Annotated in this window: 27 protein-coding genes; 21 read left to right on the top strand and 6 right to left on the bottom strand. The window is 71.1% G+C overall.

The window, feature by feature from the left end:
* The first annotated feature begins 1 nt into the window (after position 1).
* From tsaE to BCR15_RS04290, 17 genes are all read left to right on the top strand, one after another.
* Complete coding sequence (gene tsaE / locus BCR15_RS04210) at positions 2 to 922, top strand: tRNA (adenosine(37)-N6)-threonylcarbamoyltransferase complex ATPase subunit type 1 TsaE (protein ID WP_068750728.1); 921 nt, start codon at positions 2 to 4, stop codon at positions 920 to 922.
* On the top strand, positions 919 to 1566 hold the full coding sequence (gene tsaB / locus BCR15_RS04215) for a tRNA (adenosine(37)-N6)-threonylcarbamoyltransferase complex dimerization subunit type 1 TsaB (RefSeq protein ID WP_068750729.1): 648 nt from the start codon (positions 919 to 921) through the stop codon (positions 1564 to 1566). Before tsaE ends, tsaB begins: the two co-directional genes overlap by 4 nt.
* Entirely contained in the window at positions 1563 to 2051 is a 489-nt protein-coding gene (locus BCR15_RS04220; RefSeq protein WP_068750731.1) for a GNAT family N-acetyltransferase, read from the top strand. Before tsaB ends, BCR15_RS04220 begins: the two co-directional genes overlap by 4 nt.
* On the top strand, positions 2044 to 3087 hold the full coding sequence (gene tsaD / locus BCR15_RS04225) for a tRNA (adenosine(37)-N6)-threonylcarbamoyltransferase complex transferase subunit TsaD (RefSeq protein WP_068750733.1): 1044 nt from the start codon (positions 2044 to 2046) through the stop codon (positions 3085 to 3087). Before BCR15_RS04220 ends, tsaD begins: the two co-directional genes overlap by 8 nt.
* A 145-nt stretch (positions 3088 to 3232) precedes the next feature.
* The gene (locus tag BCR15_RS04230; RefSeq protein ID WP_068750735.1) at positions 3233 to 5089 is read left to right on the top strand and encodes an ABC transporter substrate-binding protein; all 1857 of its coding nucleotides are present in this window, start codon (positions 3233 to 3235) and stop codon (positions 5087 to 5089) included.
* 168 nt (positions 5090 to 5257) lie between these two features.
* Complete coding sequence (locus tag BCR15_RS04235; protein ID WP_068750737.1) at positions 5258 to 6778, top strand: ABC transporter permease; 1521 nt, start codon at positions 5258 to 5260, stop codon at positions 6776 to 6778.
* Between the two features lie 16 nt (positions 6779 to 6794).
* A complete protein-coding gene (locus tag BCR15_RS04240; RefSeq protein WP_068750739.1) occupies positions 6795 to 7787 on the top strand; it encodes an ABC transporter permease in 993 nt (330 codons plus the stop codon).
* A gap of 11 nt (positions 7788 to 7798) precedes the next feature.
* Positions 7799 to 9550: an ABC transporter ATP-binding protein gene (locus tag BCR15_RS04245; RefSeq protein WP_068750741.1), complete on the top strand. Its 1752-nt coding sequence runs from the start codon at positions 7799 to 7801 to the stop codon at positions 9548 to 9550.
* Between the two features lies 1 nt (position 9551).
* Positions 9552 to 10031 carry an NUDIX hydrolase gene (locus BCR15_RS04250; RefSeq protein WP_068750742.1) on the top strand — a complete coding sequence of 160 codons (480 nt, stop codon included), beginning with the start codon at positions 9552 to 9554 and terminating at the stop codon, positions 10029 to 10031.
* Positions 10028 to 11155, top strand: a complete 1128-nt coding sequence (locus BCR15_RS04255; protein WP_078919701.1) for a class I SAM-dependent methyltransferase — start codon at positions 10028 to 10030, stop codon at positions 11153 to 11155. Before BCR15_RS04250 ends, BCR15_RS04255 begins: the two co-directional genes overlap by 4 nt.
* Positions 11156 to 11191: 36 nt before the next feature.
* Complete coding sequence (locus BCR15_RS04260) at positions 11192 to 11770, top strand: sugar O-acetyltransferase (RefSeq protein ID WP_068750745.1); 579 nt, start codon at positions 11192 to 11194, stop codon at positions 11768 to 11770.
* Between the two features lie 167 nt (positions 11771 to 11937).
* The gene (groES, locus tag BCR15_RS04265) at positions 11938 to 12234 is read left to right on the top strand and encodes a co-chaperone GroES (protein ID WP_068750747.1); all 297 of its coding nucleotides are present in this window, start codon (positions 11938 to 11940) and stop codon (positions 12232 to 12234) included.
* Between the two features lie 12 nt (positions 12235 to 12246).
* Entirely contained in the window at positions 12247 to 13830 is a 1584-nt protein-coding gene (gene groL, locus BCR15_RS04270) for a chaperonin GroEL (protein WP_068750749.1), read from the top strand.
* 159 nt (positions 13831 to 13989) lie between these two features.
* Positions 13990 to 15495: an IMP dehydrogenase gene (guaB, locus tag BCR15_RS04275; protein WP_068751099.1), complete on the top strand. Its 1506-nt coding sequence runs from the start codon at positions 13990 to 13992 to the stop codon at positions 15493 to 15495.
* A 16-nt stretch (positions 15496 to 15511) separates the two neighbouring features.
* On the top strand, positions 15512 to 16612 hold the full coding sequence (locus tag BCR15_RS04280) for a GuaB3 family IMP dehydrogenase-related protein (protein WP_068750751.1): 1101 nt from the start codon (positions 15512 to 15514) through the stop codon (positions 16610 to 16612).
* Between the two features lie 16 nt (positions 16613 to 16628).
* Positions 16629 to 16922 carry a chorismate mutase gene (locus BCR15_RS04285; protein WP_068750753.1) on the top strand — a complete coding sequence of 98 codons (294 nt, stop codon included), beginning with the start codon at positions 16629 to 16631 and terminating at the stop codon, positions 16920 to 16922.
* A gap of 3 nt (positions 16923 to 16925) precedes the next feature.
* Positions 16926 to 18107 (top strand): FAD-dependent oxidoreductase, encoded by a 1182-nt coding sequence (locus BCR15_RS04290; RefSeq protein ID WP_068750755.1) that lies wholly within the window; start codon positions 16926 to 16928, stop codon positions 18105 to 18107.
* 4 nt (positions 18108 to 18111) lie between these two features.
* On the opposite strand, the gene BCR15_RS04295 is transcribed toward BCR15_RS04290, so the two are convergent.
* Both BCR15_RS04295 and cysK read right to left on the bottom strand, forming a co-directional pair.
* Positions 18112 to 18945 carry an NAD-dependent epimerase/dehydratase family protein gene (locus tag BCR15_RS04295; protein WP_068750757.1) on the bottom strand — a complete coding sequence of 278 codons (834 nt, stop codon included), beginning with the start codon at positions 18943 to 18945 and terminating at the stop codon, positions 18112 to 18114.
* Positions 18946 to 19012: 67 nt separating this feature from the next.
* Complete coding sequence (gene cysK, locus BCR15_RS04300) at positions 19013 to 19942, bottom strand: cysteine synthase A (RefSeq protein WP_068750759.1); 930 nt, start codon at positions 19940 to 19942, stop codon at positions 19013 to 19015.
* A 111-nt stretch (positions 19943 to 20053) separates the two neighbouring features.
* Between cysK and guaA the strand changes: the two genes are divergently transcribed.
* Positions 20054 to 21607 carry a glutamine-hydrolyzing GMP synthase gene (gene guaA, locus BCR15_RS04305; RefSeq protein ID WP_068750761.1) on the top strand — a complete coding sequence of 518 codons (1554 nt, stop codon included), beginning with the start codon at positions 20054 to 20056 and terminating at the stop codon, positions 21605 to 21607.
* Between the two features lie 7 nt (positions 21608 to 21614).
* On the opposite strand, the gene BCR15_RS04310 is transcribed toward guaA, so the two are convergent.
* Genes BCR15_RS04310 through BCR15_RS04320 form a run of 3 tightly spaced genes read right to left on the bottom strand, consistent with a single transcriptional unit; the run spans position 21615 to position 23202 of the window.
* Positions 21615 to 21896 carry a PspC domain-containing protein gene (locus tag BCR15_RS04310; protein WP_068750763.1) on the bottom strand — a complete coding sequence of 94 codons (282 nt, stop codon included), beginning with the start codon at positions 21894 to 21896 and terminating at the stop codon, positions 21615 to 21617.
* Positions 21893 to 22087, bottom strand: coding sequence for a hypothetical protein (locus BCR15_RS04315; RefSeq protein WP_068750765.1), 195 nt, complete (start codon positions 22085 to 22087; stop codon positions 21893 to 21895). The genes BCR15_RS04310 and BCR15_RS04315 overlap by 4 nt, the downstream gene beginning before the upstream one ends.
* Positions 22088 to 22089: 2 nt before the next feature.
* Positions 22090 to 23202: a PspC domain-containing protein gene (locus tag BCR15_RS04320; protein WP_068750767.1), complete on the bottom strand. Its 1113-nt coding sequence runs from the start codon at positions 23200 to 23202 to the stop codon at positions 22090 to 22092.
* Positions 23203 to 23338: 136 nt separating this feature from the next.
* Here BCR15_RS04320 and BCR15_RS04325 point away from each other — a divergent pair, with 136 nt between their 5' ends.
* Both BCR15_RS04325 and BCR15_RS04330 read left to right on the top strand, forming a co-directional pair.
* Positions 23339 to 24595, top strand: a complete 1257-nt coding sequence (locus tag BCR15_RS04325) for an ATP-binding protein (RefSeq protein WP_068750769.1) — start codon at positions 23339 to 23341, stop codon at positions 24593 to 24595.
* Entirely contained in the window at positions 24592 to 25251 is a 660-nt protein-coding gene (locus BCR15_RS04330) for a response regulator (protein WP_068750771.1), read from the top strand. The genes BCR15_RS04325 and BCR15_RS04330 overlap by 4 nt, the downstream gene beginning before the upstream one ends.
* Before the next feature lie 73 nt (positions 25252 to 25324).
* Here BCR15_RS04330 and BCR15_RS04335 read toward each other — a convergent pair whose 3' ends face one another.
* Positions 25325 to 25588: a GlsB/YeaQ/YmgE family stress response membrane protein gene (locus BCR15_RS04335; RefSeq protein ID WP_068750773.1), complete on the bottom strand. Its 264-nt coding sequence runs from the start codon at positions 25586 to 25588 to the stop codon at positions 25325 to 25327.
* A 110-nt stretch (positions 25589 to 25698) separates the two neighbouring features.
* Here BCR15_RS04335 and BCR15_RS04340 point away from each other — a divergent pair, with 110 nt between their 5' ends.
* Positions 25699 to 26040: a hypothetical protein gene (locus tag BCR15_RS04340; RefSeq protein WP_068750775.1), complete on the top strand. Its 342-nt coding sequence runs from the start codon at positions 25699 to 25701 to the stop codon at positions 26038 to 26040.
* Positions 26041 to 26043 lie beyond the last annotated feature (3 nt).

Consider the following 26043-nt stretch of genomic DNA (forward strand, 5'->3'; position numbering starts at 1 on the left):
GATGGACACTTCCGACGTGAGGGTGCGGGTCGCCGATCCCGCCGACGCCCCTGAGCTGCTGCGAGTCATCCACGCCGCGTTCTCGGCCCGCCCGGCGGTCGACCCGCCGGCGGAGGCGCTGGCCGACGAGGTCGCCGACATCGAGCGCGCGCTGACCGACGGCTACGGCATCGTCGTCGAGCGGGACGGGGCGATCATCGCCGGCCTGCTCGTCGACATCGCCGACGACACCGCCACCCTGCGCCGCGTCTCGGTCCTCCCCGAGGCCAGCGGGCAGGGCGTCGCCCGGGCGCTGGTCGAGAGCGCGCTGACCGTGGCCGCGGACCTCGGTGCCCGGCGAGCGGCCCTGTTCGCGCGCGAGGAGTTCCCGCAGTTGGTCGCGTGGTGGAAGGACCACGGGTTCGACGTGGTGGCGCCCGCTCCCTACGGCTTCCACATGGGCCGCGACCTCCCCGTCGTGGTCGACGTCCCCACCGCCGACGACATGCAGCGGCTGGGCCGGCGGCTCGCACGCCTGCTCCGGAAGGGCGACGTCATCGTCGCGTCGGGGGACCTCGGGGCGGGCAAGACGACGCTCACCCAGGGCATCGGCGCCGGGCTCGACGTCGAGGGACCGGTCATCTCCCCGACTTTCGTCCTGTCGCGGGTGCACCCCGCCCGCGGCGACGGCCCAGCCCTCGTGCACGTCGACGCCTACCGCCTGGGCGGCTCCCTCGAACTCGCCGACATCGACCTCGACGCCTCGCTGGCGGACTCCGTCACGCTCATCGAGTGGGGCCACGGCCTGGCCGAGTGGCTGGCCGACGACCGGCTGGAGATCGACATCGTCCGCGGCGTCGACTCGGACCAGCGCACCGTCTACCTCACCGGCTTCGGCCCCCGCTGGGCCGGGGCCCTCGACGCACTCAGGGAGACCCGATGACCTGGACGCTCGGCATTGACACCAGCCACGCCGTCGCCGTCGGCCTGGCCCGCGACGGCCGGCCCGTCGCGCGCGTGGTGGTCGACGACACCCGCGCGCACGCCGAAGAACTCATGCCGTCGATCCTGCGGGCGTGCGCGGACGCGGGCATCGCGCTGACGGACATCGACGAGTTCGCCGTCGGCATGGGCCCCGGCCCGTTCACGGGGCTGCGGGTCGGCGTCGCGACGGCCTGGACCCTCGCGCACACCGCGGGGCGCCCCGTCCACGGCGTCTGCTCCCTCGACGTGGTGGCCCGCCAGTGGGCGGACCTCGGGGCGCCCGACGACTTCCTCGTCGCCGCCGACGCGCGCCGCAAGGAGCTGTACTGGGCGCGCTACTCCGCCGACGGCGTCCGCGTCGACGGACCTCGCGTGACCGCCCCCGATGAGCTGCCCGCGCTCCCTGTCGCGGGCGCCGTGCCGGAGGCCTACCGCGCCGGGCTCGACGTCCAGGGGCCCGACGCCCTGGACCCCGCCGTGCTCGCGGCCCGCTGGGCCGACCTCGCGCCCGCGGGGGACGAGCCGTTCTACCTCCGCCCGGCGGACGCGACCGTGCCCGGCAGGCCGAAGTCCGCGCTTCCGCGGCTGCGGGTCCGACGATGATCGTCGAGACCGCGGCGCCCTCGGACCTGCCCGACATCCTGGCGCTCGAAGCCCACTTCGGCACGCCCTGGTCCGCGGAGTCATGGCTTCAGGAGCTGTCCGGCCCCGGACGCCTCATCCTCGTCGCGCGGGGGAGGGAGGGCGACACGATCGGTGTCGCCGCCTTCCAGCTCGTCGACGACGTGGCGGACCTGCACCGCATCGTCGTGGCCCCGCACCAGCGGCGCCTGGGGTTCGCCCGCGTGATGCTCGTGGCCGGCCTGCAGTGGGCGATCGGCGAGGGGGCGCACCGCATGCTGCTCGAAGTCGAGGACTCCAACGATGCGGCCATCCAGCTGTACCGCGGGTTCGGCTTCGCCCCGGTTGCCACCCGCCCGGACTATTACGGCCCCGGCGCCGACGCGCTCATCCTGGAGCGACGGCTCGAGGGCGTCGACGCCGACTCGGTCGGCATGTGGGAGATGGAGGAGAGCGGCGATGAGTGAACCCCTGGTGCTCGGACTGGAGTCGTCCTGCGACGAGACCGGCGTCGGCATCGTGCGGGGACGCACGCTGCTGGCCAACGAGGTGGCCAGCTCGGTCGACCTGCACGTCCGCTTCGGTGGCGTCGTGCCCGAGGTCGCCAGCCGGGCGCACCTGTCGGCCCTCATTCCGACGCTGGAGCGCGCGGCCGCCAAGGCCGACGTCGACCTGGCCGACCTCGACGCCATCGCCGTGACGGCGGGACCCGGTCTCATGGGGTCCCTGGTCGTCGGTCTGGCGTCGGCCAAGGCGCTCGCCGCCTACCTGGGCAAGCCCCTCTACGGCGTCAACCACCTGGTCGGGCACGTCGCGGTCGACCTGCTCGACCACGGTGAGCTGCCGATGCCCTCGCTGGCGCTGCTCGTCTCCGGCGGCCACACGCAGCTGCTGCACGTCGAGGACATCGCCACCCGCATCACGGAGGTCGGCTCCACCATCGACGACGCGGCCGGCGAGGCGTACGACAAGGTCGCGCGCCTCCTGGGACTCCCGTACCCGGGCGGGCCGGTCATCGACAAGGCGGCGCAGGAGGGTGACCCGACGTTCATCCGGTTCCCGCGCGGCCTCACGGCCCGGCACGACCTCGACCGGCACCGCTTCGACTTCTCCTTCTCGGGGCTCAAGACGTCCGTGGCCCGCTGGGTCGAGCAGCGCCGCCTCGACGGCGAGCCGGTCCCGGTGGCCGACGTGGCGGCCAGCTTCCAGGAGGCCGTCTGCGACGTCCTCACCGCGAAGACGGTCGACGCGGCGCAGCACCTGGGCGTCAGCTCCATCCTCATCGGGGGCGGGGTGGCGGCCAACTCCCGGCTGCGGACCCTGCTCGAGGAGCGGGCCGCGGCCGCCGGTATCGAGCTGCGCCGCCCCCGGCCAGCCCTCTGCACCGACAACGGCGCCATGATCGCCGCCGTCGGCAGCGAGGCCATCCGGGCCGGCCTCAAGCCGTCCGGCCTCGGCATCTCGGCCGACTCCGGCCTGCCCGTCAGCACCGTCGTCGTCTGATTTTGGTGCGCTAGGCCACAGATTGGTAACGATCTGGTGTCAAACACCGCGTGGCCCTAGCCGATTTGAACGTGCCTTGGCTATGTTCCTGGAACACATGGCCCGTCGGGCCGCTTTTCCGTCGGTCTACGACTTAGGAGAAAGAATGAAGTTCCAGGGAACCAAGGCGTCCCTTGGTCTGGTGCTCGGCAGCGCACTGCTGCTCGGCGCCTGCACCAGCCCCGACGCCACCGATCCCGACGCCACCGCCACCGGCTCGGCGTCGGCATCGGCGTCCGCCAGCGGCGGCACCGACGGCGACTCGGCCGCCGCCGGCTGCCTGCAGGACGTCGGCATCACCGAGACGAAGGACGGCGAGGTCCGCTACACCGCCGGCCCCGGCGACTGGAGTGGCTACAACTCGATCACCAACGCCACGTACTCGACCTACAACTCGGTCATCGCGGCCCACATGTTCTCCAGCTTCGTGTACTTCGGTACCGACGGCACGATCTGCGACAACACGGACTTCGGCACCTACGAGGTGACCTCCGAGGACCCGCTGACGATCAAGTACACGATCAACGAGGACGCCGTCTGGTCCGACGGCACCCCGGTGACCATCAACGACTACCTCATGGAGTGGGCGGCCCAGAACCCCGAGTTCATCGCCCCCGGCTTCGCCAGCGGTGAGGACAAGGAGGCCTCGGCGGTCTTCGACCACGTGTCGACGTCGTTCGCGCAGTACGTCCCCGAGGGCCCGGAGGGTGAGGTCGGCTCCAAGGAGTTCACCGTCACCTACAGCAACCCCAACCCGGACTACCGGATCATCGTCACCTCCGCGCTCCCCGAGCACGTCATCGCCCGTGAGGCCGGCCTCGAGCCCGGCGCGCTGGCGCAGGCCGTGATCGACCGCGACGCCGACACCGTGAAGTCCGCCGCCACGTTCTGGAACGAGGGCTGGATCTTCAACCCCGGCGAACTCCCCGACCCGGCGCTCACCCCGTCGTCCGGCCCGTACGTCCTCAAGGAGGGCAGCTGGCAGGCAGGTAACTCCCTGACGTTGACCGCCAACGAGCAGTACTGGGGCACCCCGGCCGCTACCCGCGACCTCGTGTTCCGGTTCATCGACGATGCGCAGCAGGTTCAGGCCCTGGGCAACAAGGACGTCCAGGTCATCCAGCCTCAGGCCACCGTCGACACCGTCGGCCAGCTGGAGGCCCTCGGCTCCGCCGTCACCATCGAGTCCGGTTCCTCCCTGACGTGGGAGCACCTGGACTTCAACTTCCGCGAGAACAACGTCTTCGGCAACCCGGACACCGGCCTGCAGCTGCGTGAGGCGTTCGCCTACTGCGTGCCGCGTCAGCAGATCGTCGACACGCTCATCAAGCCGATCTCCCCGGAGACCGAGCTCATGAACGCCCGCGAGGTGTTCCCGTTCCAGGACAACTACGACGACGTCATCGGCGCGTCGTACGACGGCCGCTACGACACCGTCGACATCGAGAAGTCGAAGGAGCTCATCGCGGCCGCCGGTGTGGCGACCCCGGTCGATGTCCGCATCGGCTACCGCGCCGGTAACCAGCGCCGCGCCGAGACCGTCGCCGCGATCCAGGCCTCCTGCAAGGACGCCGGGTTCAACGTGATCGATGCCAGCGCGGAGGACTTCTTCGACAACGCGCTCGTCAACGGCGACTACGAGGTGGCCCTGTTCGCCTGGGCCGGCTCGGGTCAGATCACCTCGGGTGAGAACATCTACGCCACCAACAAGGGACAGAACTACGGCAAGTACTCGAACGAGACCGTCGACGCGGCCTGGGCCGAGCTCGTCGCCACCCTCGACGAGAGCGTCCACCTCGAGCAGACCAAGATCATCGAGAAGGAGCTGTGGGACTCGCTGTTCGGTATCCCGCTGTACGCCCACCCGCTGGTCGTCGCCTACGACTCCACCCTGCAGAACGTGCGCGCCACCGCCACGCAGGACCAGGTGTCGTGGAACGCCCCACAGTGGGTCGCCCAGTGACCCGGCTGACCACACCAGTCAGTAATCAGTAACGGATCGGGGCAGGTGGCCGCGCGTCACCTGCCCCGATTCCCGTGCATACACCATTTCATCCACTCTGCCCGCTGCCGTAGTATGCGGCGGATGGGGCGCCGCTGAAGGCGCCCGGACCATGTCGAAGGACCGATCTTGCTCAAGTTCATCGCGAAACGCCTGGGGATCTCGCTGGCGATCCTCGTGCTCGGGTCACTGCTGCTGTACGTGCTCGTCATCAACTCGGGCGACCCACTGCAGGACCTCCGGGAGTCGAACGACCCCAACCGGGAGAACCGCATCCGGCAGCGGATCGAGAACATGGGCCTCGACATGCCGTGGTACGAGCGCTACTGGGACTGGCTGACCGGCGCCTCGCGGTGCCTCGTCGGACAGTGCGACCTCGGCACCGCGATCAACGGGCAGTCGGTCAACGCACTGGTCGCCACCGCCGCGGCGTCCACGCTGCGACTCGTCGTCCTCGCCTCGCTGCTGGCCATCGTCATCGGCGTCATCCTCGGCATCATCACCGCCATCCGGCAGTACTCCGGCTTCGACTACGGCGTGACGCTGTTCGCGTTCATCGCCTTCTCGCTGCCCGTCTTCTGGCTCGGCGTGCTGCTCAAGCACTACGCGGCCATCGAGTTCAACAACTGGATCGTCGACGCCGACCTCAGTTGGCCGGTCATCCTCGCGGTCGCGGCCGTGCTGGCCTTCATCCTGCAGGCCGCCCTCGGCGGCGACCTCAAGCGTCGCCTGATCACCTTCGCGGCGGTCGCGCTGGGCATCGTCGCGATCCTCACCTACTTCGACCTGGTCACCTGGTTCCGCCGCCCGGCCATCGGCATCCCCGTCTACGTGCTGGGCGTCATCGGCGCCGCCGTGCTGGTCATCGTCTTGACGTCGGGCTTCCACAACCAGCGGGTACGCAACGCCGTCGCCGCGACGGCCGGCGTCGCGCTCGTCGGCTACATCGCCGTGCGCGGGTTCCTCATGACCAGCGCAACCATCCCGATCCTGCTGGTGTGCTTCGTCGCCGCCATCGCGGTCGCCGTCGCGGCGGGCCAGCTGTTGGGCGGATTCTCCCGTCGCCAGGCCACCCTCGCCTCCGTCGTGACAGCGCTGCTGGCGTCACTGCTGGCGATCGCCGATCTGCTGCTGTCCAACTGGTCGGGGTACCTCAAGGAGCAGCCGCGGCCCATCCCGACGATCGGCTCGGCCACGCCGAACTACGAGTCGACGTTCTGGATGCATTCGCTCGACGCGCTGACGCACATCGTGCTTCCGACCGTCACCCTCATGCTCATCTCGATCGCGTCCTACACGCGCTACACCCGCGCCTCCATGTTGGACGTCCTCAACCAGGACTACATCCGTACCGCGCGGAGCAAGGGCATCTCGGAGCGCAAGGTCATCACCCGGCACGCGCTGCGCAACTCGCTCATCCCACTCGCCACCATCGTCGCGTTCGACTTCGCCGGCCTCATCGGAGGCGCCGTCATCACCGAGACGGTCTTCGGCTGGCAGGGGATGGGCAACCTCTTCCGCACGGGCCTCGCCGCCGTGGACCCGGCCCCCGTCATGGCCTTCTACCTGGTCACCGGGACGGCCGCCGTCACCATGAACATGCTGGCGGACATCGCCTACGCCATCCTCGACCCGCGGATCGCCCGCTAGGAAGTGAGGGTCAACCATGACTGAACCGAACAACCCCGCCCAGCTCGACCAGGTCCACGAGGCCGAGTACGAGATCGAGAGCATGCCCGACGAGGTCACGACGACCGACAAGTCGTACTCGCAGGGGCGCCTCGTCCTGCGCCGCTTCCTGCGGCACCGCGGTGCGATGATCTCGCTGACCTTCCTGATCCTCATCGCGCTCCTGGCAATCACGTCGATCGGGTTCGGCCCGATCCCCGGCTGGTGGAGCAAGAACCACGTCGACCTCTACCCGATCCAGGAGGTGGGCGGCGCCCCGACCCTCACCCTGTGGCCGTTCTCCATCGGCGAGCACCCCTTCGGCCAGAGCACCATCGGCAAGGACTACTTCGCGCTGGTGATGCTGGGCACGCAGAACTCCCTGGCGATCGCCTTCACCGTCGGCATCGCCGCCACGATCATCGGCACCCTGGTCGGCGCCGCCGCCGGCTACTTCCGGGGGCTCGCCGAGGCGTTCCTCATGCGCGTCACCGATCTGTTCATCATCATCCCGACGCTGGTGCTGGCCGCCGTCCTCGGCCGCATGGCCGGCAACGTGGGCGGCATCTTCGCGCTGGCCGGCATGCTCGCGCTGGTGTCGTGGACCGGCCTGGCCCGCCTCGTCCGCGGCGAGGTCCTCTCCCTGCGCGAACGGGAGTTCGTCGCCGCGGCACGCGCCGTGGGAACCTCCCCGTGGCGCATCATCGTCCGGCACATCCTGCCCAATGCGCTGGGCACGATCATCGTCAACGCGACGCTGCTCATCTCGGCGGCGATCCTCGTGGAGACCGCGCTGTCCTACCTGGGCTTCGGGGTCAGGCCGCCGAACACGTCGCTGGGCCTGCTCATCTCCGAGAACCAGAACGCGCTGAGCACCCGCCCCTGGCTGTTCTGGTGGCCGGGCGTGTTCATCGTCGCCGTGGCCCTGTGCGTCAACTTCATCGGCGACGGCCTGCGCGACGCGTTCGATCCCCGCCAGCAGATGGACTGAGGAGCCCGACCATGACCACCACCCCCCGCTTCACCGGTGAGAACCCGGTCCTCAAGTTCGACAAGCTCGACGTCCAGTTCCGCACCGAGTTCGGCACCGTGCACGCCGTCAAGGGCATCACGCTCAGCGTGGAGCCCGGCGAGGTGATGGCGCTCGTGGGCGAGTCGGGCTCGGGCAAGTCCGTCACCGCGACCACGGCGCTCGGACTGCTGCCCAAGACCGCCCGCATCCAGGGCGACACCCGGGTCACGGACAAGTCCATCGGCCAGCTCTCGGGCCGCCAGCTCCGCTCCCTGCGCGGCAACCGCGTCGCCATGGTGTTCCAGGAGCCGATGACCGCGCTCAACCCCGTCATCACCGTCGGCGAGCAGCTCACCGAGGCTATGGAGGTGCACGGCGTCGCCTTCGGCCGCGATGCCTGGGACCGCGCCGTCGACCTGCTCAACGCCGTCGGCATCCCCAACGCCGAGCGCCGCGCCAAGCAGTTCCCGCACGAGCTGTCCGGTGGCATGCGGCAGCGCGTGGTGATCGCCATGGCGCTGGCCTGCGACCCGGACGTCATCATCGCCGACGAGCCCACCACGGCCCTCGATGTGACCGTCCAGGCCGAGATCCTCGACCTCCTGCGGTCGTTGAAGGACAAGCTCAATACCGGCATCCTGCTGATCACGCACAACATGGGCGTCGTGGCCGACATGGCCGACAACGTCGCCGTGATGTTCAAGGGCACCATCGTCGAGCGCGGGCCCGTCGAGCAGGTCCTGCTGCAGCCGCAGCACCCCTACACGAAGCGGCTGCTGGCCGCCGTGCCGCGCCTGGGGGAGGGCCACGGCCAGTTCGGCGTCGCGCCCAACCCGGTGGAGCCGACCGCCGAGGCCGCCCTCGACGTGCGCGACCTCGTCGTCGAGTACCACCGCGCCGGCAAGAAGCCGTTCCGCGCCGTCGACGGCGTGAGCTTCGACGTGCGTCGCGGCGAGATCGTCGGCCTCGTCGGCGAATCCGGATCGGGCAAGTCGACCATCGGGCGTGCCCTGCTCGGCCTCATCCCGTCGAAGTCCGGCGAGGTGCGGGTCCTCGACCAGAACCTGCTCGGCCTGCGGGGCCACGAGCTGAAGTCGCTGCGCAAGCGCATCGGCGTGATCTTCCAGGATCCTGCCGCGTCGCTGAACCCGCGGTTCCCGATCGGCGACGTCATCGCCGAACCGATGAGCGTGCACAAGGTGGGCAACGCCAAGGAGCGCGAGGCGCGTGTCCACGAGCTCCTCGACGCGGTCCAGCTGCCGCGCAGCGTCTACAACCGGTACCCGCACGAGCTGTCCGGCGGACAGCGCCAGCGCGTGTCCATCGCCCGCGCGCTGTCGCTCAGCCCCGACCTGCTGGTCGCCGACGAGCCCACCTCGGCACTCGACGTGTCCGTCCAGGCGTCCGTGCTCGCCATGTTCACCGAACTGCAGCGCGAGTTCGGCTTCGCCTGCCTGTTCATCTCCCATGACCTCGCCGTCATCGACTCCCTCGCGCACCGCGTCGTCGTGATGCAGTACGGCAAGATCGTCGAGAAGGGCACGCGCGAGGACGTCCTGCTCCACCCGCAGGAGGAGTACACGCGGCGTCTCCTGGCCGCGGCGCCCGTCCCGGACCCGATCGAGCAGCGGGAGCGCCGCGAGGCGCGCTATGAGCTGCTCAAGGAGCTGGGCGACGAGGTCGTGGAGCTCGACACCCGCGAGCTCGACTACGACGCCCGGGGCCCGCGCACCGAGTCCTGACATGCCGTATGCGCCGGAACTGACGACGCTGGGCTACATCCTCAGCCCGGACCGCCGTCGGGTGCTGCTCGTCCACCGGATCTCCCGGTCCGACGACGAGCAGCTCGGCAAGTACAACGGGCTCGGCGGCAAGGTCGAGCGGGACGAGGACGTCGCGGACGCGATGCGCCGGGAGATCCGCGAGGAGGCCGGCATCGAGGTGACGTCGATGCGGCTACGCGGCACGGTCTCGTGGCCCGGCTTCAACGGCCGCGACGTGTTCGGGTTCGTGTTCCTCATCACGGGCTTCACCGGCCGGCCGTTTCCGGAGAACCCCGAGGGGACGCTCGCCTGGCACGACGTCGACACGGTGATGGAGCTGCCCATGTGGGACGGCGACCGGCACTTCCTCCCGCTGGTCTTCGACGAGTCGGTCCCGCAGTTCCACGGCGTCCTGCCCTACGACGGCGGCCACAGCGTCGGTTGGCGGTACTCGACGTGATCGGCCCGGCGCGCGTCGCCGCCCTCGAGGTCGCCGCGCGCGAGCCGGACCCGTCGTCGCTCGGTGCGGCCACCCGCCTGCGCGCGGTGGCCGGGCCCGAGGACGCGGCGTGGGCGCTCACCCAGACGGCCCTGCGCCGGCGTGCCCGGGCCAAGGTCGCGCGGGCCGACGCCATGCTCTTCACGCCCGATGGCCTCGAGCAGGCCACCCGCGATCTCGTGAGCGCCTGGCGCGCCGCACGCTTCGCCGCGGCCGGGGTCCGGGAGGCGTGGGACTTGGGCTGCGGCATCGGGGCCGACGCCATGGCGATGGCCGAGGCAGGGCTCGTCGTGCACGCCGTCGACGCGGACGCGCTCACCGTTGAGGTCGCCACCTGGAACCTCGCCCTGGTCGGGGCCGGCCCCGCGAGCCTCGGCCGGGCGGAGGACACGCCGGTGCCCCTGTCGGCCGGGGTGTTCCTGGACCCGGCCCGGCGCACCGCCCGCGGCCGCACGTGGCACGTCGCGGACTTCACCCCGCCGTGGCAGCTCGTCCTCGACCACCTCGCCTCGCCCCGCTTCGTCTGCGTGAAGCTCGGCCCGGGGCTGCCCAAGGAGCTGATCCCCGACGGCGTGCGCGCCACCTGGGTCAGCGTCGGCGGCGACGTCGTGGAGGTGTCGCTGTGGAACAGGCTGCCCGAGGGGCGCAGCGCCGTGCTGCTGAGCGCCGGCAGCGCGCTGGAGCTCGAGCCCGATCCGACCCTCGGGCCGGCCCAGGTGGCCCAGCTCGGCCGCTACCTCTACGAGCCCGACGGCGCCGCCATCCGCGCCGGACTGGTGCGGGAGGCCGTCCCCGGGGCGTGGCTGCTCGACCCCCACGTCGCCTACCTGTCCTCGGACGATCCGGTGGACACGCCGTGGGCGACCCGCTTCGAGGTGGTCGACGTCCTGGACCACTCGGTCAAGGCGCTGCGCGCCTACGTCCGGCAGCACTCCATCGGCACCCTGGAGATCAAGAAGCGCGCCGTCGACGTCGACCCGGCCACCCTGCGGCGGGAGCTCAGGCCCAGCGGGCCGGCGTCGGCCACGCTCATCCTGGCCCGCACCGTGGACGGCACGAAGGCGGTCGTGGCGCGGCGGGCCTAGGCTGGCCGCGACACTGACCGACCACCAGGGAGACTCATGGGCCACTTCGACGGCGACGACCGCAGCAACTGGGACCGCATGATCGCGGGCGACCCCTACATCGCGGACGACCCCAGGATGGCGGAGCGATCCGCTCGCGCCCTCCGCCTCGCCGACGAGTACCAGCGGGCCGTCGTGGCCGGCGACCCGGGCGCGCGGGCGATTCTCGCGGACCTCGTCGGGGACCTGGGGGAGGACGCGCACGTGCGTCCCCCGCTGACCGTCGACTACGGCGACTTCCTCACCATCGGCGCGCGGACGTTCGTCAACGCCAACCTGACGGCGCTGGACGTCGCTTCCATCGTCATCGGGGAGGACTGCCAGATCGGGCCCAACGTGCAACTGCTCACCCCCACGCACCCCCTGGACCCACAGGCCCGGCGCGACAAGGTCGAGTCGGCCAAGCCCATCACGCTCGGCGACAACGTGTGGCTCGGGGGCGGCGTCGTCGTCTGCCCAGGGGTGACGATCGGCGACAACGCCGTCATCGGCGCGGGATCCGTCGTGACCAAGGACATCCCCGCCGATGCCCTGGCGGTCGGCAACCCCGCACGCGTCATCCGGGTCATCCGCTGAACTCTGGCACTCGGCTTGATTGAGTGCTAAACCCGGGATAACGTAAGAGCTGGCACTCGACCTGGTCGGGTGCTAACGGTCGGACGGCACCCGCGACGACGCCCGGCCGCTGCTCAACCTGACCTATTCGCCGACCTCAGGTCGGATATGACAGAAAGGTGTTTGACGTGGCAACCACGATCAAGCCGCTCGAGGACCGCATCCTCATCCAGCCCCTCGAGGCCGTTCAGACCACCGCTTCCGGCCTTGTCATCCCCGACACCGCCAAGGAGAAGCCGCAGGAGGGCAAGGTCATCGCCACCGGCCCCGGGCGCATCGACGACAAGGGCAACCGCGTCCCGCTCGACGTCGCCGAGGGCGATGTCGTCATCTTCTCGAAGTACGGCGGCACCGAAGTCAAGTACGACGGCCAGGAATACCTCCTGCTGAACGCCCGCGACATCCTCGCCGTCGTCAGCAAGTAAGGACACCACTTCATGCCCAAGATTCTCGCTTTCGACGAGGAAGCGCGCCGCGCGCTCGAGCGCGGCGTCGACATCCTCGCCAACACGGTCAAGGTGACCCTCGGCCCCAAGGGCCGCTACGTCGTCCTCGACAAGAAGTGGGGCGCCCCGACCATCACCAACGACGGCGTGACCGTCGCCAAGGAGGTCGAGCTCGACGATCCCTACGAGGACCTCGGCGCGCAGCTCGCCAAGGAAGTCGCCACCAAGACCAACGACGTCGCCGGTGACGGCACCACGACGGCCACCGTCCTCGCCCAGGCCATGGTCCACCAGGGTCTGCGCGCGGTCGCCGCGGGCGTCAACCCCATCGGGCTCAAGCGCGGCATCGACAAGGCCGTGGAGGCCGTCGTCGAGCGGCTGCGGGAGAACGCCCGCCCGGTCGACACCACCGCCGACATGGCGTCGGTCGCCACCATCTCCTCGCGCGACGAGCAGATCGGCGACCTGATCGCCGAGGCGTTCGACAAGGTCGGCAAGGACGGCGTCATCACCGTCGACGAGTCCAACACCATGGGCACCGAGCTCGAGTTCACCGAGGGCATGCAGTTCGACAAGGGCTACCTGTCCCCGTACTTCGTGACCGACGCGGACCGCATGGAGGCCATCCTCGACGATCCGTACATCCTCATCCACAGCGGCAAGATCTCGTCGATGAACGACCTGCTGCCCCTGCTGGAGAAGGTCATCGCGGCCAAGGGCACGCTGTTCATCGTGGCCGAGGACGTCGACGGCGAGGCGCTGTCGACGCTCGTGGTCAACAAGATCCGCGGCACGTTCACCTCGGTGGCCGTCAAGGCCCCCGCGTTCGGCGACCGTCGCAAGGCCATGCTCGAGGACATCGCGATCCTCACCGGCGGCCAGGTCGTGGCGCCCGAGGTGGGCCTCAAGCTCGACCAGGTCGGTCTGGAGGTGCTCGGCCGCGCCCGTCGCGTCGTCGTCACCAAGGACAACACGACCATCGTCGACGGCGCGGGCGACCACGCCGAGGTCACCGGCCGCGTGTCGCAGCTGCAGGCCGAGATCGCGCGCACCGATTCCGACTGGGATCGCGAGAAGCTCCAGGAGCGGGTCGCGAAGCTGGCCGGCGGCGTGTGCGTCATCAAGGTCGGCGCCGCCACCGAGGTGGAGCTCAAGGAGAAGAAGCACCGCATCGAGGACGCCGTGTCCGCGACGCGCGCTGCCATCGAGGAGGGCATCGTCGCCGGAGGCGGCTCGGCCCTCATCCACGCCGGCGCGGTCCTGGGGGACCACCTCGGCCTCGAGGGCGACGAGAAGGCCGGCGTCGACGTGGTGGCCAAGGCCCTCGTCGAGCCGCTGCGCTGGATCGCCGAGAACGGCGGCGTGTCGGGCTACGTCATCACGTCCAAGGTCGCCGAGATGGAGGTCGGCCACGGCTACAACGCCCGCACCGACGAGTACCAGAACCTCGTCGAGCACGGCGTCATCGACCCGGTCAAGGTGACGCGTTCCGCGCTCGCCAACGCCGCGTCGATCGCGTCGCTGCTGCTCACCACCGAGACCCTGGTGGTGGACAAGCGCGAGGACGAGAGCTGAGTCTCCCGGCCTGACTGCATGCGGGGCCCCGTCCGGTTCGTCCGGGCGGGGCCCCGCCGCGTCCCCGGCGGGTGGAAGCGCGGTCGGCGCGCAGGCGTCGGCGGCGTAGACTGGCCCCGACGTGCCGGTTGAGTGAAGGGTGGATGCGTGTTCGAGGAACTGACCGGAGCCGGGGTGCCCAGCCCGTTCGCCGCCTTGGGGCTGACGTTCGACGATGTGCTGCTGCAGCCCAACCAGTCCGACATCATCCCCTCGGCTGTCGACACCGGCACCCAGCTGACCCGCCGGGTCCGCCTGGGGGTCCCGCTGGCCTCCGCCGCGATGGACACCGTCACCGAATCCCGGATGGCCGTCGCCATGGCCCGCGAGGGCGGCATCGGCATCCTGCACCGCAACCTCGCCATCGCGGATCAGGCGCAGATGGTGGACCAGGTCAAGCGGTCCGAGGCCGGGATGGTCGGCAACCCCATCACCGTCCGTCCCGACGCCACGCTGGGTGAGGTCGACGAGATGTGTGGCGCCTACCGCATCTCCGGCGCCCCCGTCGTCGACGACGACGGCCGCTTGCTGGGCATCATCACCAACCGGGACATGCGTTTCGAGGACGACCCGAGCCGCCCGGTGTCCGAGGTCATGACCCGCATGCCCTTGGTCACCGCACGCGTCGGCGTCAGCTCCGACGAGGCCCTTGCCCTGCTGGCCCGGCACAAGGTCGAGAAGCTGCCCATCGTCGACGACGAGGGGCGCCTGACCGGGCTGATCACGCTCAAGGACTTCGTCAAGGCCGACAAGTACCCCAACGCCGCCAAGGACGACCAGGGCCGGCTGCGCGTCGGCGCCGCCGTCGGGTTCTTCGGGGACTCGTGGGAGCGGGCGATGTCGCTGGTCGAGGCCGGCGTGGACGTCATCATCGTCGACACGGCACACGGGCACAGCAAGGGCGTCGTCGACATGATCAAGCGGCTCAAGGCGGATCCCGCCGCGGCTGCCGTCGACATCATCGGCGGCAACGTCGCGACCTATGCCGGCGCCAAGGCGCTGGTCGAGGCGGGCGCCGACGGCGTCAAGGTGGGCGTCGGTCCCGGCTCCATCTGCACGACGCGCGTGGTCGCCGGCGTCGGGGTCCCGCAGGTCACGGCCATCTACGACGCCGCGCGCGCCTGCCGTCCGGCCGGGGTGCCGGTCATCGGCGACGGCGGGCTCCAGTACTCCGGGGACATCGCCAAGGCCATCGTCGCGGGCGCCTCGTCGGTGATGCTCGGCTCGCTGCTCGCCGGCTGCGAAGAGAGCCCCGGCGAGCTCGTGTTCATCAACGGCAAGCAGTTCAAGAGCTACCGCGGCATGGGGTCGCTGGGCGCCATGGCCGCACGCGGCCGGAAGGCTTCGTACTCGAAGGACCGCTACTTCCAGGGCGACGTCACCACCGACGACAAGCTCATCCCCGAGGGCATCGAGGGGCAGGTCGCCTACCGCGGCCCCCTGGCCGCCGTCGCGTACCAGCTGGTCGGCGGGCTGCGGCAGTCGATGTTCTACTCCGGCGCCGGCACCATCCCCGAGCTGCAGGAGCGGGGCCGGTTCGTGCGCATCACGCCCGCCGGTCTGCGAGAATCGCACCCGCACGACATCCAGCTCACCGCCGAAGCCCCCAACTACTGGTCGCGCTGAGGCCGAAGGAGAACCCATGTACGAGCTTGGGCGCAGCAAGCGCGCCAGCCACGCCTACTCGTTCGACGACGTCGCCATCGCGCCCACGCGGCGCACGCGCGGCGAGGACGAGGTGGACCTGACGTGGAAGATCGACGCCGTGTCCTTCGACGTCCCCATCGTCGCGGCGCCGATGGATTCGGTCATGAGTCCGGCCACGGCGATCCGGATGGGCGAGCTCGGCGGCCTGGGCGTGCTCAACCTCGAGGGCCTCTGGACGCGCTACGAGGATCCGCAGGCCCAGTACGAGCAGATCACGCAGCAGTCGGACCAGGTCGTGGCGACCAAGCGGCTGCAGGAGATCTACGCCGAACCGGTCAAGGCCGAACTGATCCGGGACCGGCTGGCGGAGCTCCGGACGGCCGGCGTCCCGGTCGCCGGGTCCCTGTCGCCCGCCCGGACGCTTGAGTTCGCCCCCGTGCTGGAGAAGGCGGGGATGGACTTCTTCGTCGTGCGCGGCACCACGGTCTCGGCCGAGCACGTCGGTGGCGAGGACACGCTCAACCTCAAGGACTTCATCTACCGCTTCGACGTGCCCGTCCTCGTGGGCGGGGTCGCGACCTACCGGGCCGCCCTGCACCTCATGCGCTCCGGCGCGGCCGGTGTGCTGGTCGGGTTCGGCGGCGGAGCCACCCACACCACGGCCTCGGTGCTCGGCATCGAGGTTCCGATGGCGTCGGCGGTCGCGGACGTCGCTGAGGCGCGCCGCGACTACCTGGAGGAGTCCGGCGGTCGCTACGTGCATCTCATCGCCGACGGCGCCGTCGGCCGCTCCGGCGACATCGCCAAGGCCATCGCCTGCGGTGCGGACGCGGTGATGGTGGGCTCGCCGCTCGCGCGGGCGACGGAGGCCCCCGGCCGCGGGTGGCACTGGGGCAGCGAGGCGTGGCACGCCCGCCTGCCGCGCGGTGAGCGCTCCTTCTTCGAGCAGGTCGGGACCCTCGAGGAGGTCGTGCTCGGCCCGTCGCGGGTGCCCGACGGCACGATGAACCTCGCGGGTGGCCTGCGCAAGGCCATGGCTCTGACCGGCTACACCGACATCAAGTCCTTCCAGCGGATCGACCTGATCCTCCACTGAGCCCCGAGGAGCGCCGATGGACGACGCACTGACCGAACTCAACCGCCTGCGCGGCAGCATCGACAACATGGACTCCGCGCTGATCCATCTCCTGGCGGAGCGGTTCAAGGTGACCCAGCGCGTCGGCGAGCTCAAGGCCCGCGCCGGGCTGCCGGCGGCGGACCCGGACCGCGAGGCACGACAGATCTCCCGGCTGCGGGCGCTCGCGGTGGAGGCGGAGCTCGACCCGGAGCTGGCGGAGAAGTTCCTCACGTTCATCGTCGCCGAGGTGGTACGGCATCACGAGAAGATCGCCCGAGGGGAGGGCTGACCCATGGGTCGTGTCATCGTCGTGGGCGCGGGGCTCGCCGGGTTGCGGGCCGCCGGCCGGCTCGCCGCGTCGGGGTCCGAGGTGCTCGTCCTCGAGGCAGCCGGCCGCGTGGGTGGCCGGGTCGCCACCGAGGAGGTGGACGGCTTCCGCTGTGACCGCGGCTTCCAGCTGCTCAACCCCGGCTACCCGGCCGCACGCAGGGCCCTCGACCTGGCCAGGCTCGACCTCCACCGGTTCGGGCGCGGCGCGGTGCTGCGCACAGCCGCGGGGCGCTCCGTCCTGGCAGACCCGACGCGGCACCCGGCCCACGCCGCCGACCTGCTCCGCGGTCCGCTGACGGGCGCCGACCTGGCCGCGGTGGTGCGCTGGCTGCGCGGCGCCGGGGACGACGCGGCCACCCTCGCCGAGGCCGTGGCCCGCGCGGGGTTCTCGCCCGTCGTCGGGCGCGCGCTGCTGCGGTTCTTCGCCGGCGTCACGCTCGACCCGACGGGGGCGACTGCGGCGGCGCAGGTGCGCCGCCTGGCCGGCTACTTCGCGCTCGCGACGCCGGGAGTACCCGCGCAGGGCATGGCGGCGGTGCCGCTGCAGCTCGCCGAGCCCCTGGCCGGGCGCATCCAGCTCGGCACGCCCGTGACCGCGGTGGTGCCGGATGCCGCCGGCGTCATCGTGCACCGCGCGGACGGCCGGGAGGAGCGCGCGGCTGGAGTGGTGCTGGCGGCCGGGCCGGTCGGCAACGCGGCCCTGCTGGGGCTGGAACCCCCGCGCATGCTCGGCGCGACCACCTGGTGGTTCGCGGCGGACGAGGCGCCGAGCAGGTCGCCGTTCCTGCACCTCGACGTGCGGGCCGAGGCGCGGATCGCCAACACCTGCGTGCAGTCGAACGCGGTGCCCTCCTACGCGCCGGCCGGGCGGCACCTCGTCCAGGTCACCGCCGTGGGGGCGCACGGACTGTCCGACGGCGACGCCGCGCGGGAATCCGGCGACGTGCTGGGCGCCGACCCGAGGTCGTGGCAGCTGCTGGTCCGCCACGACGTCACGCACGCCCTGCCGGCCATGGCACCGGGCGCGCACGCGCTGGCTCCCGTGCCGGCCCGGACCGCCGTCGCCGACGACCTGCCGGGGGCCTCCATCCAGGACGCTCTCGCTGCCGGGGAGCGGGCGGCCAGCGCGGTCGTCACCGGCTGACGGGTCAGCCGCTGACCTCGTCGCGCCACGTGTGCTGCGGGTGGAAGCCCATCTGGTCCTTGGCGGCCTGGTTGCTCAGCAGGGTTCCGTACTCCGCGACGGAGTCGGGGACCTCCATGCCCGGGTGGATGACCTCCAGGGCCTCCCGGGTGGGCACGTCGAGGATCGTGTCGTCGGCCGCGATGACGAACGCGTGCGAGCCGGACAGGCTCGCCGTCAGGGCGGCCTCGCACGAGCGGGCGACGTCGCGGGCGTCGATGTAGCCGAACAGGTTCCAGCGCCGGGCCTCCGGATCCCGGGCGAACGCCGGCTGCTGCGCGTAGTCGTCCACGGTGAAGATGTTGCTCAGCCGCAGCCCGATGAACGGGATCCCCGCCCAGCGCGAGAACTGCTCGGCCATCGTCTCGGTCATCACCTTCGACAGCGAGTACGTGGAGTTCGGCAGGGGGTAGTGGCCCTCGTCGACCGGGAGGTAGTTGACCTCGTCGAACGGCAACCCCAGCGTGGTCTCGCTCGAGGCGTAGACGACGCGCTTGAGCTTGAGCTTCCACGCCGCCAGGAACACGTTGTTGTTCATCAACATGTTCGCGTTGAGGGTGTGCGAGTCCGTGTGGATCCAGTCGGCCGGGATGTTCGCCAGGTGGATGACGGCGTCCGCGCCCGCGAGGACATCCATGGCCTCGCCGAACTGCGTCAGGTCAGCGCGGTAGAAGCGGCCGGTGTACCACGACGGCCTGGCGGCGATGTCCGTGGCGACGATGTCGTGGTCGGTGTCGGAGAAGTGGCGGAGGGTGGCCTGGCCGGCTTTGCCCGAGGCTCCCGTGATGACGATGCGCATGCGCCCAGTCTAGGGAAGCGCAGCGCGGGCAGGGGCGCCGCGTCGCGACGCCCCCCCTCGCCACGACTCACTTGTCCAGCAGGCCCTCGAACAGCACGGTCGAGAGGTAGCGCTCGCCGAACGACGGGATGATCACCACGATGGTCTTGCCGGCGTTCTCCGGGCGCCCGGCAACCTCGATGGCCGCCGACAGTGCCGCGCCGGACGACAGGCCGACCAACAGGCCCTCCTCCTGGGCAGCGCGGCGAGCGAACTCCACCGCCTGGTCGATGTTGCGCGGCAGGACCTCATCGATGACCGACCGGTCCAGGATCTCGGGCACGAAGTTGGCGCCGATGCCCTGGATCTTGTGCGGGCCGGGCTGCCCGCCCGAGAGGATCGGGGACTCCTGGGGCTCGACAGCCACGATCCGCACCTCAGGCTTGCGCTCCTTGAGCACCTGCCCGACGCCGGTGATCGTGCCGCCGGTGCCGACGCCCGCCACGACGATGTCGACCGTGCCGTCGGTGTCGTTCCAGATCTCCTCGGCCGTGGTCCTGCGGTGGATCTCCACGTTGGCGGGGTTGGCGAACTGGCGTGCCAGCACCCCGCCGCGCTCCGCGGCGATCTCCTCGGCCTTCTCGACCGCGCCCCGCATGCCCTGCGGGCCGGGGGTGAGGACCAGCTCAGCGCCGTAGGCCTTCAGCAGCGCGCGCCGCTCCAGCGACATCGTCTCGGGCATGGTCAGCACCACCTTGTAGCCGCGCGCGGCCCCCACCATGGCCAGGGCGATGCCGGTGTTGCCGGAGGTGCCCTCGACGATCGTGCCGCCGGGCTGCAGCTGGCCCGACGCCTCGGCGGCGTCGATGATGGACACGCCGATGCGGTCCTTGACGGAGTTCGCCGGGTTGTAGAACTCGAGCTTCGCCAGGACGGTGGCGTTGTCGCCGGCGATGCGGTTGAGCTTCACGAGGGGGGTGCGGCCGATCAGGGCGGTCACGTCAGAGTAGATGTTCATGCCGTCGGCAACCTCCTCCGGTGACCGCTTTATTCCCGCGGGGAGCCACGAATCTCACGCGGCGGGGCCGCGGATGGGAGTTCCCGGCGCCGACGCAATAGACTGCCGCGCATGACCGTCCAGCACGAGAAGGTTCTCGTCGTCGATTTCGGCGCCCAGTACGCCCAGCTCATCGCGCGCCGGGTCCGCGAGGCAGCCGTCTACTCGGAGATCGTCAGCTCGAAGATCGACGCCGACGCCATCCTCGCCCAGCGCCCCGCCGCCATCATCCTCTCCGGCGGGCCGTCGTCGGTGTACGAGGAGGGCGCGCCGCAGCTCGACCCGCGGCTGCTGGAGGCCGGCATCCCCGTGCTCGGGATCTGCTACGGCTTCCAGGCCATGGCACAGGCGCTCGGCGGCACCGTGAACCGGACGGGCCAGCGCGAGTACGGCCGCACGCCGCTGTCGATCCACGACGGCGGGTGCCTGCTCGGCAGCTTCCCCAACACCCTCAACGTCTGGATGAGCCACGGCGACTCCGTCAGCCGCGCGCCCAAGGGCTTCCAGGTCCTCGCCCGCACCGCGGGCGCCCCCGTCGCGGCCTTCGAGGACGTCTCGCGCAAGCTGGCCGGCGTGCAGTGGCACCCCGAGGTGCTGCACTCGCAGTGGGGGCAGCAGGTGCTGGAGCACTTCCTGTTCGACATCGCCCGCCTCACGCCCGACTGGACGCCCGCCAACCTCGTGACCGAGACCGTCGACGCGGTCCGCACGCAGGTGGGGGACCGGCACGTACTGTGCGCACTCTCCGGCGGCGTCGACTCGGCGGTGGCGGCCGCCTTGATGCAGCGCGCCATCGGATCGCAGCTCACCTGTGTCTTCGTCGACCACGGCCTGCTCCGCGAGGGGGAGGCCGAGCAGGTCAAGGAGGACTTCGTCGCGGCCACGGGCGTGGACCTGGTCGTCGCCGACGAGCGGGAGCGTTTCCTGGGCGCGCTGGCCGGGGTGACCGACCCCGAGGAGAAGCGCAAGATCATCGGCCGCGAGTTCATCCGCACCTTCGAGGCAGCCGCCCGGGAGCTCGCCGGCGAACGGGGGATCGACTTCCTGGTCCAGGGAACGCTGTACCCGGATGTCGTGGAGTCGGGCGGCGGCGAGGGCGCGGCCAACATCAAGAGCCACCACAACGTCGGCGGCCTGCCCGACGACCTGCAGTTCACGCTCATCGAGCCCCTGCGCCGGATGTTCAAGGACGAGGTGCGGGCGGTCGGTCTTGAGCTGGGCCTGCCGGAGGAGATCGTGTGGCGGCACCCGTTCCCCGGCCCGGGGCTCGCGATCCGGATCATCGGGGAAGTCACGGAGGATCGCCTCACGACCCTCCGCCAGGCCGACGCGATCGCCCGCCACGAGTTGGCGGAGGCCCGCCTCGAGCGGGAGATCTGGCAGTTCCCGGTGGTGCTGCTCGCGGACGTCCGCTCGGTCGGGGTGCAGGGCGACGGGCGGACGTACGGCCACCCGATCGTGCTGCGGCCGGTGGTGTCCGACGACGCCATGACGGCCGACTGGGCCCGGCTGCCCTACGACGTGCTCGAGAAGATCTCCTCACGGATCACCAACGAGTGCGTCGAGGTCAACCGGGTCGTCGTCGACATCACCAGCAAGCCGCCGGGCACCATCGAGTGGGAGTGATACCCGCTCAGATGTCGTAGCGGGGGCCGCCCTCGGGCGGTTGCGGGTTGTTGCGCGAGTCGTACCAGCGCTTCGCCTTGTCGAAGCCTTCCTCGGCCAGCGACCCGCCGTCCTCCTCGCGGGGGATGACGGCCCACAGGACCAGGTAGATGAGCACGCCGCTGCCGGCGAAGATGGCGACGAGCACGAACGCGATGCGCACGAGCGTCGCGTCGACGCCCAGGTAGCGGGCCAGGCCGGCGCAGACGCCGCCGATCATGGCGCCGGAGCGGGGGCGGGTGAGTTTCATGGGAGTTCCTTTCGGGGGGTTCGGCCGCGGGAGGCGAGGAGTCCGATCGCGCCGGCCGCGGCCAGGATCACGGCGAGGATCGGTTGCATGAAGGGCGCCGCGAGCAGCGGAGCCGTGATGAGCACGATGCCGAAGCCGACGGCGGCGAGGCCGACCGCCAGGGCGGACAGGTCCAGCGGGGGCCGGGTCATGGTCACTCCTCAATTCTGACGCGGCTGAGCGTCGCGTCGACGATGACGTCGATATCGAGGCGTTCCCGCCCGCGCTCGCTCGGCCAGGCCGGGTCAAGCGTCACCTCGCTCAGCACGTTGGTGTGGTCCGCGACACCTCCGGTGGGCCAGGCGGGGAGGAGCACGGTGACGTCGGAGGCGACGGCCTCGACGCGGAGCTCGGTGATGTCGGTGAAGTCGGTGTCTGTGAGGTCGATGACGCGGCTGTCGGCCACCGTCTTGACGGTCAGGACGCCCGGGTCCGGGGCCGTCAGTTCGCCGGCTGCCTGCGTCGACAGCCACCCGGAGGCAGCCATGCCGGCCACCAGCGCGATCAGCAGCGGCCGCGGCACGCGTCGCTCCCGCGTCACGAGCGCGTACCCGACGGTCAGCAGCCCTGCGGTGACCATGCCGGAGCCCAACGCGGCGGGGACGCTGCCGAGCAGGACGAAGGCCGCGGCCGACGCGACGACGGCGACGCCGAGGATCCCGGCGCCCGTCCCCCACGCGGCCGGTGGGCGCGGAGCCTGCGGGCGGGCGGGCACGGGGGAGTAGAGGTCGACGACGGGCAGACTCGCGGCGAGGCGGTCCTGCCCTGCCGCCGCCTCCATGGTGGAGCGCCACCGCGCCACCAGGTGGTCGTCGCTTTCGGCCACCGGCTGCTCCGCCGGCGCGGCCGGGGCGGCAGTCCGGCCGCCCAGCTTGCCGCGGCGGGCCAGGACCAGGATGCCGAGGAGCAGGACGCCGGGGCCCCACGGCAGGGGGGTGGCGGAGCTGACCAGCGCGACGAGGGCGATCGAACTGCCCACCACCGTGCCCTGCTGGGCGAGCCGGCTCCAGGTGGCGAAGGCGGGGAGGTGCGCGTCGACGGGGCGGGTCCCGTCGCGGCCCGGGGTGAGGGCGCTGCCCCAGAGGTAGAGCGCCACGCCGATGCCGCCGCTGAGCGCCAGGAGGGCGAACGCGACGCGCACCAGCACGACGTCGACGCCGAGCCGTGCCGCGATGGCACGGGAGAGCCCGGTGCCGGGCCCCGCCTCCTGACGCCGGAGTCCGCGGAGGCCGGGATCGAGCCAACCCAGGTCGAGGTGCGTGGTCATGGAACCAGTCTCCCGCGGCCGGGGCGCCGGGGGCATCGGGTGACCCCCTGAGGGGCACCTGAGATGCGCGCCCGGGACCCCTGGAAACGGCCCGCGGCCCTGGTGGGGGCGCGCGTGTGCGTGACAGGGTGGGGGCATGACCGATCTCCCCGTGCCGACCGCGCCCCCGCGCGCGCCGCTGCAGCGACGCCCGGAGGGCCGGGTGATCGCCGGGGTGGCGTCCGGGTTGGCGGCGCACCTCGGCGTCCCCGTGGCGCAGGTCCGTCTCGCCTTCCTGGTGCTGGCCCTGTTCTCCGGCGCCGGCGTGCTGGCCTACGGTGCGCTGTGGGTCCTGCTACCGCGTGCCGCGGCGCAGGCCGAGGCGGCCGGCCTGGAGGCTGCCACCCGCAGCGGCATGCGGCCGCAGGCCGAGCCCGCCGCGTGGGGGGTCGACTCGGGCCTGATGGTCGCCGGCGGCATGGTCGTCGTCGGCCTGCTGTGGCTGTTCGTCGCCGGCGGCGTGGTACCCGCGGGGCTGTTCTGGCCGGTGGTCATCGGCGGCATCGGCGTCATCGTCATCTGGCTGCAGGTGGACGAGCGTGTCGGCCGCTCCGGGGTGGCGCCGGGGGCCGGCTGGTGGGGGCGGGTGAGCCGTGGCGGGGGGACCATGAGCCTGGTCCGTCTCGTCGGAGGCCTGCTCCTGGTCGGCGCCGGGACCAGCTGGATCCTCGCCACGCAGGTCGGTCTCACGCAGTTGCCGGGCGTGCTCGGCGCCTCGGGGGTGCTGTTGGCCGGGCTGGTGGTGGTGGCTGCCCCGTGGCTGGCCCAGCAGCGCACCCGTGTCCGGCAGGCGGACGCGGAGCGGCTGCGGGCCGAGGCCCGCGCCGACATGGCGGCGCACCTGCATGACTCGGTGCTCCAGACGCTGGCGCTCATTCAGCGCCAGGCCGGCGACGCGCAGACGGTCGCGACGTTGGCGCGCCGCCAGGAACGCGAGCTGCGAACCTGGCTGTACGGCGAGGCCACGCGCGCGGCGTCGCTGCGGTCCGCCCTGCGTGAGGTGGCCGCCGACGTCGAGGGCCGGTTCGCCGTCGACGTCGAGCTGGTCTGCGTCGGCGACGCGGACATCGACGACCGGGTCGAGGCGCTGGTGCAGGCCACGCGCGAGGCCGTCACCAATGCCGCGAAGCACTCGGGTGCGCCGCGGGTGGACGTGTACGCGGAGGTGGACGACGGACGCGTCGAGGTGTTCGTGCGCGACCGCGGCGCCGGCTTCGACCCCGACGACGTGCCTGAGGGGCGCATGGGCGTGCGAGAATCGATCCGGGGCAGGATGGAGCGGTACGGCGGCAGCGCCACGGTCCGGTCCTCGCCCGGAGATGGTACCGAGGTGAAGGTGGAGATCGCCCTATGAGCGAGGAGGCGGCCGGTGCGCCCCTGCGGGTGGTGATCGTCGACGATCACGCGATGTTCCGGGCGGGGGTCCGGCATGAGATCGGTCAGCGCTGCGCGGTGGTGGGTGAGGGCGAGGATGTGGCGACGGCGGTCGCCGCCATCGTCGCGACGCAGCCCGACGTCGTGCTCTTGGACGTGCACCTGCCCGGCGGGGGAGGCGCGGAGGTCATCAAACAGGTCCTCCCGGTCGCGCCGCAGGTGAAGTTCCTGGCGCTGTCGGTCTCGGACGCGGCGCAGGACGTCATCGGCGTCATCCGCGCCGGCGCCCGGGGCTACGTCACCAAGTCCATCAGCTCGGACGAACTGCTGGAGGGCATCGCGCGGGTGGCCGGCGGCGACGCCGTCTTCTCGCCGCGGCTGGCGGGATTCGTCCTCGACGCGTTCTCCGGGGCCGTCGACCTGTCGGGCATCGACGAGGAACTGGACCGGCTCAGCGCCCGGGAGCGGGAGGTCCTCAAGCTCATCGCCCGCGGCTATTCCTACAAGGAGGTGGCGCGGGAGCTGTTCATCTCCATCAAGACGGTCGAGACCCACGTCTCCAGCGTCCTGCGGAAGCTGCAGCTGTCCAACCGGCATCAATTGACGAAGTGGGCCACCGACCGCCATCTGATCTGACGGCGGAGCACATGAAAGAAGGGGCGGGCCCGGTGTGAACCGGGCCCGCCCCTTGTCGAGAGCCGAGTGGCGATCAGGCCTTGCGCTTCTGCATCCAGCCGTAGATGACGAGGATGAGCAGAGCGCCCAGGACCGAGAAGATCAGCCCGGACACGGAGAAGATGTCGGAGTAGGAGACGTTGAAGATGAGGCCGCCGAGGAAGCCGCCCAGGAGGGCGCCGGCGATGCCGAGCAGGATCGTGGCGAGCCAGCCGCCGCCCTGCTTACCGGGGAGGATGGCCTTGGCGATAGCGCCGCCGATGAGACCGATGACGATGTACGCAATGATTGTTCCCATGCCCCCATCATGCCCGGCATGGGGTGCACTGTAAACTTGGCGCGCCGAGTTCTGCCCTCGGTGAAATCCGGTTTAGAAGAGCCTCGCGCCGGTGGGCTAGCCTCGGGGACATGGAATTCCTGCGCGATCTTCTCGTCCTTCTCCACTTCGTCGGGTTCGCCGCATTGTTCGGCGGCGCATTCGTTCAGGTGAAGGGCCCCGGACGGGTGGTCAACGCCGCCATGGTGCACGGTGCGTTGACCCAGCTCGTGACCGGGCTGCTGCTGGTGGGGCTCGCGGAGATGGGTGACGCGGACGTCAACCACACGAAGGTCGGCATCAAGCTGGTGGTGCTGCTGGTCGTCGGCGCGCTCGTGTTCGTCGGCCGCCGTCGCGACCCGCTGCCCGCTGGCTGGTTCTGGGGGATCCTCGGCCTCACGCTCCTCAACGCCGCGGTGGCCGTGTTCGTCTGATCC

The sequence above is a fragment of the Tessaracoccus lapidicaptus genome, from assembly GCF_001693815.1.
Taxonomy (GTDB): Bacteria; Actinomycetota; Actinomycetes; order Propionibacteriales; family Propionibacteriaceae; genus Arachnia; species Arachnia lapidicapta.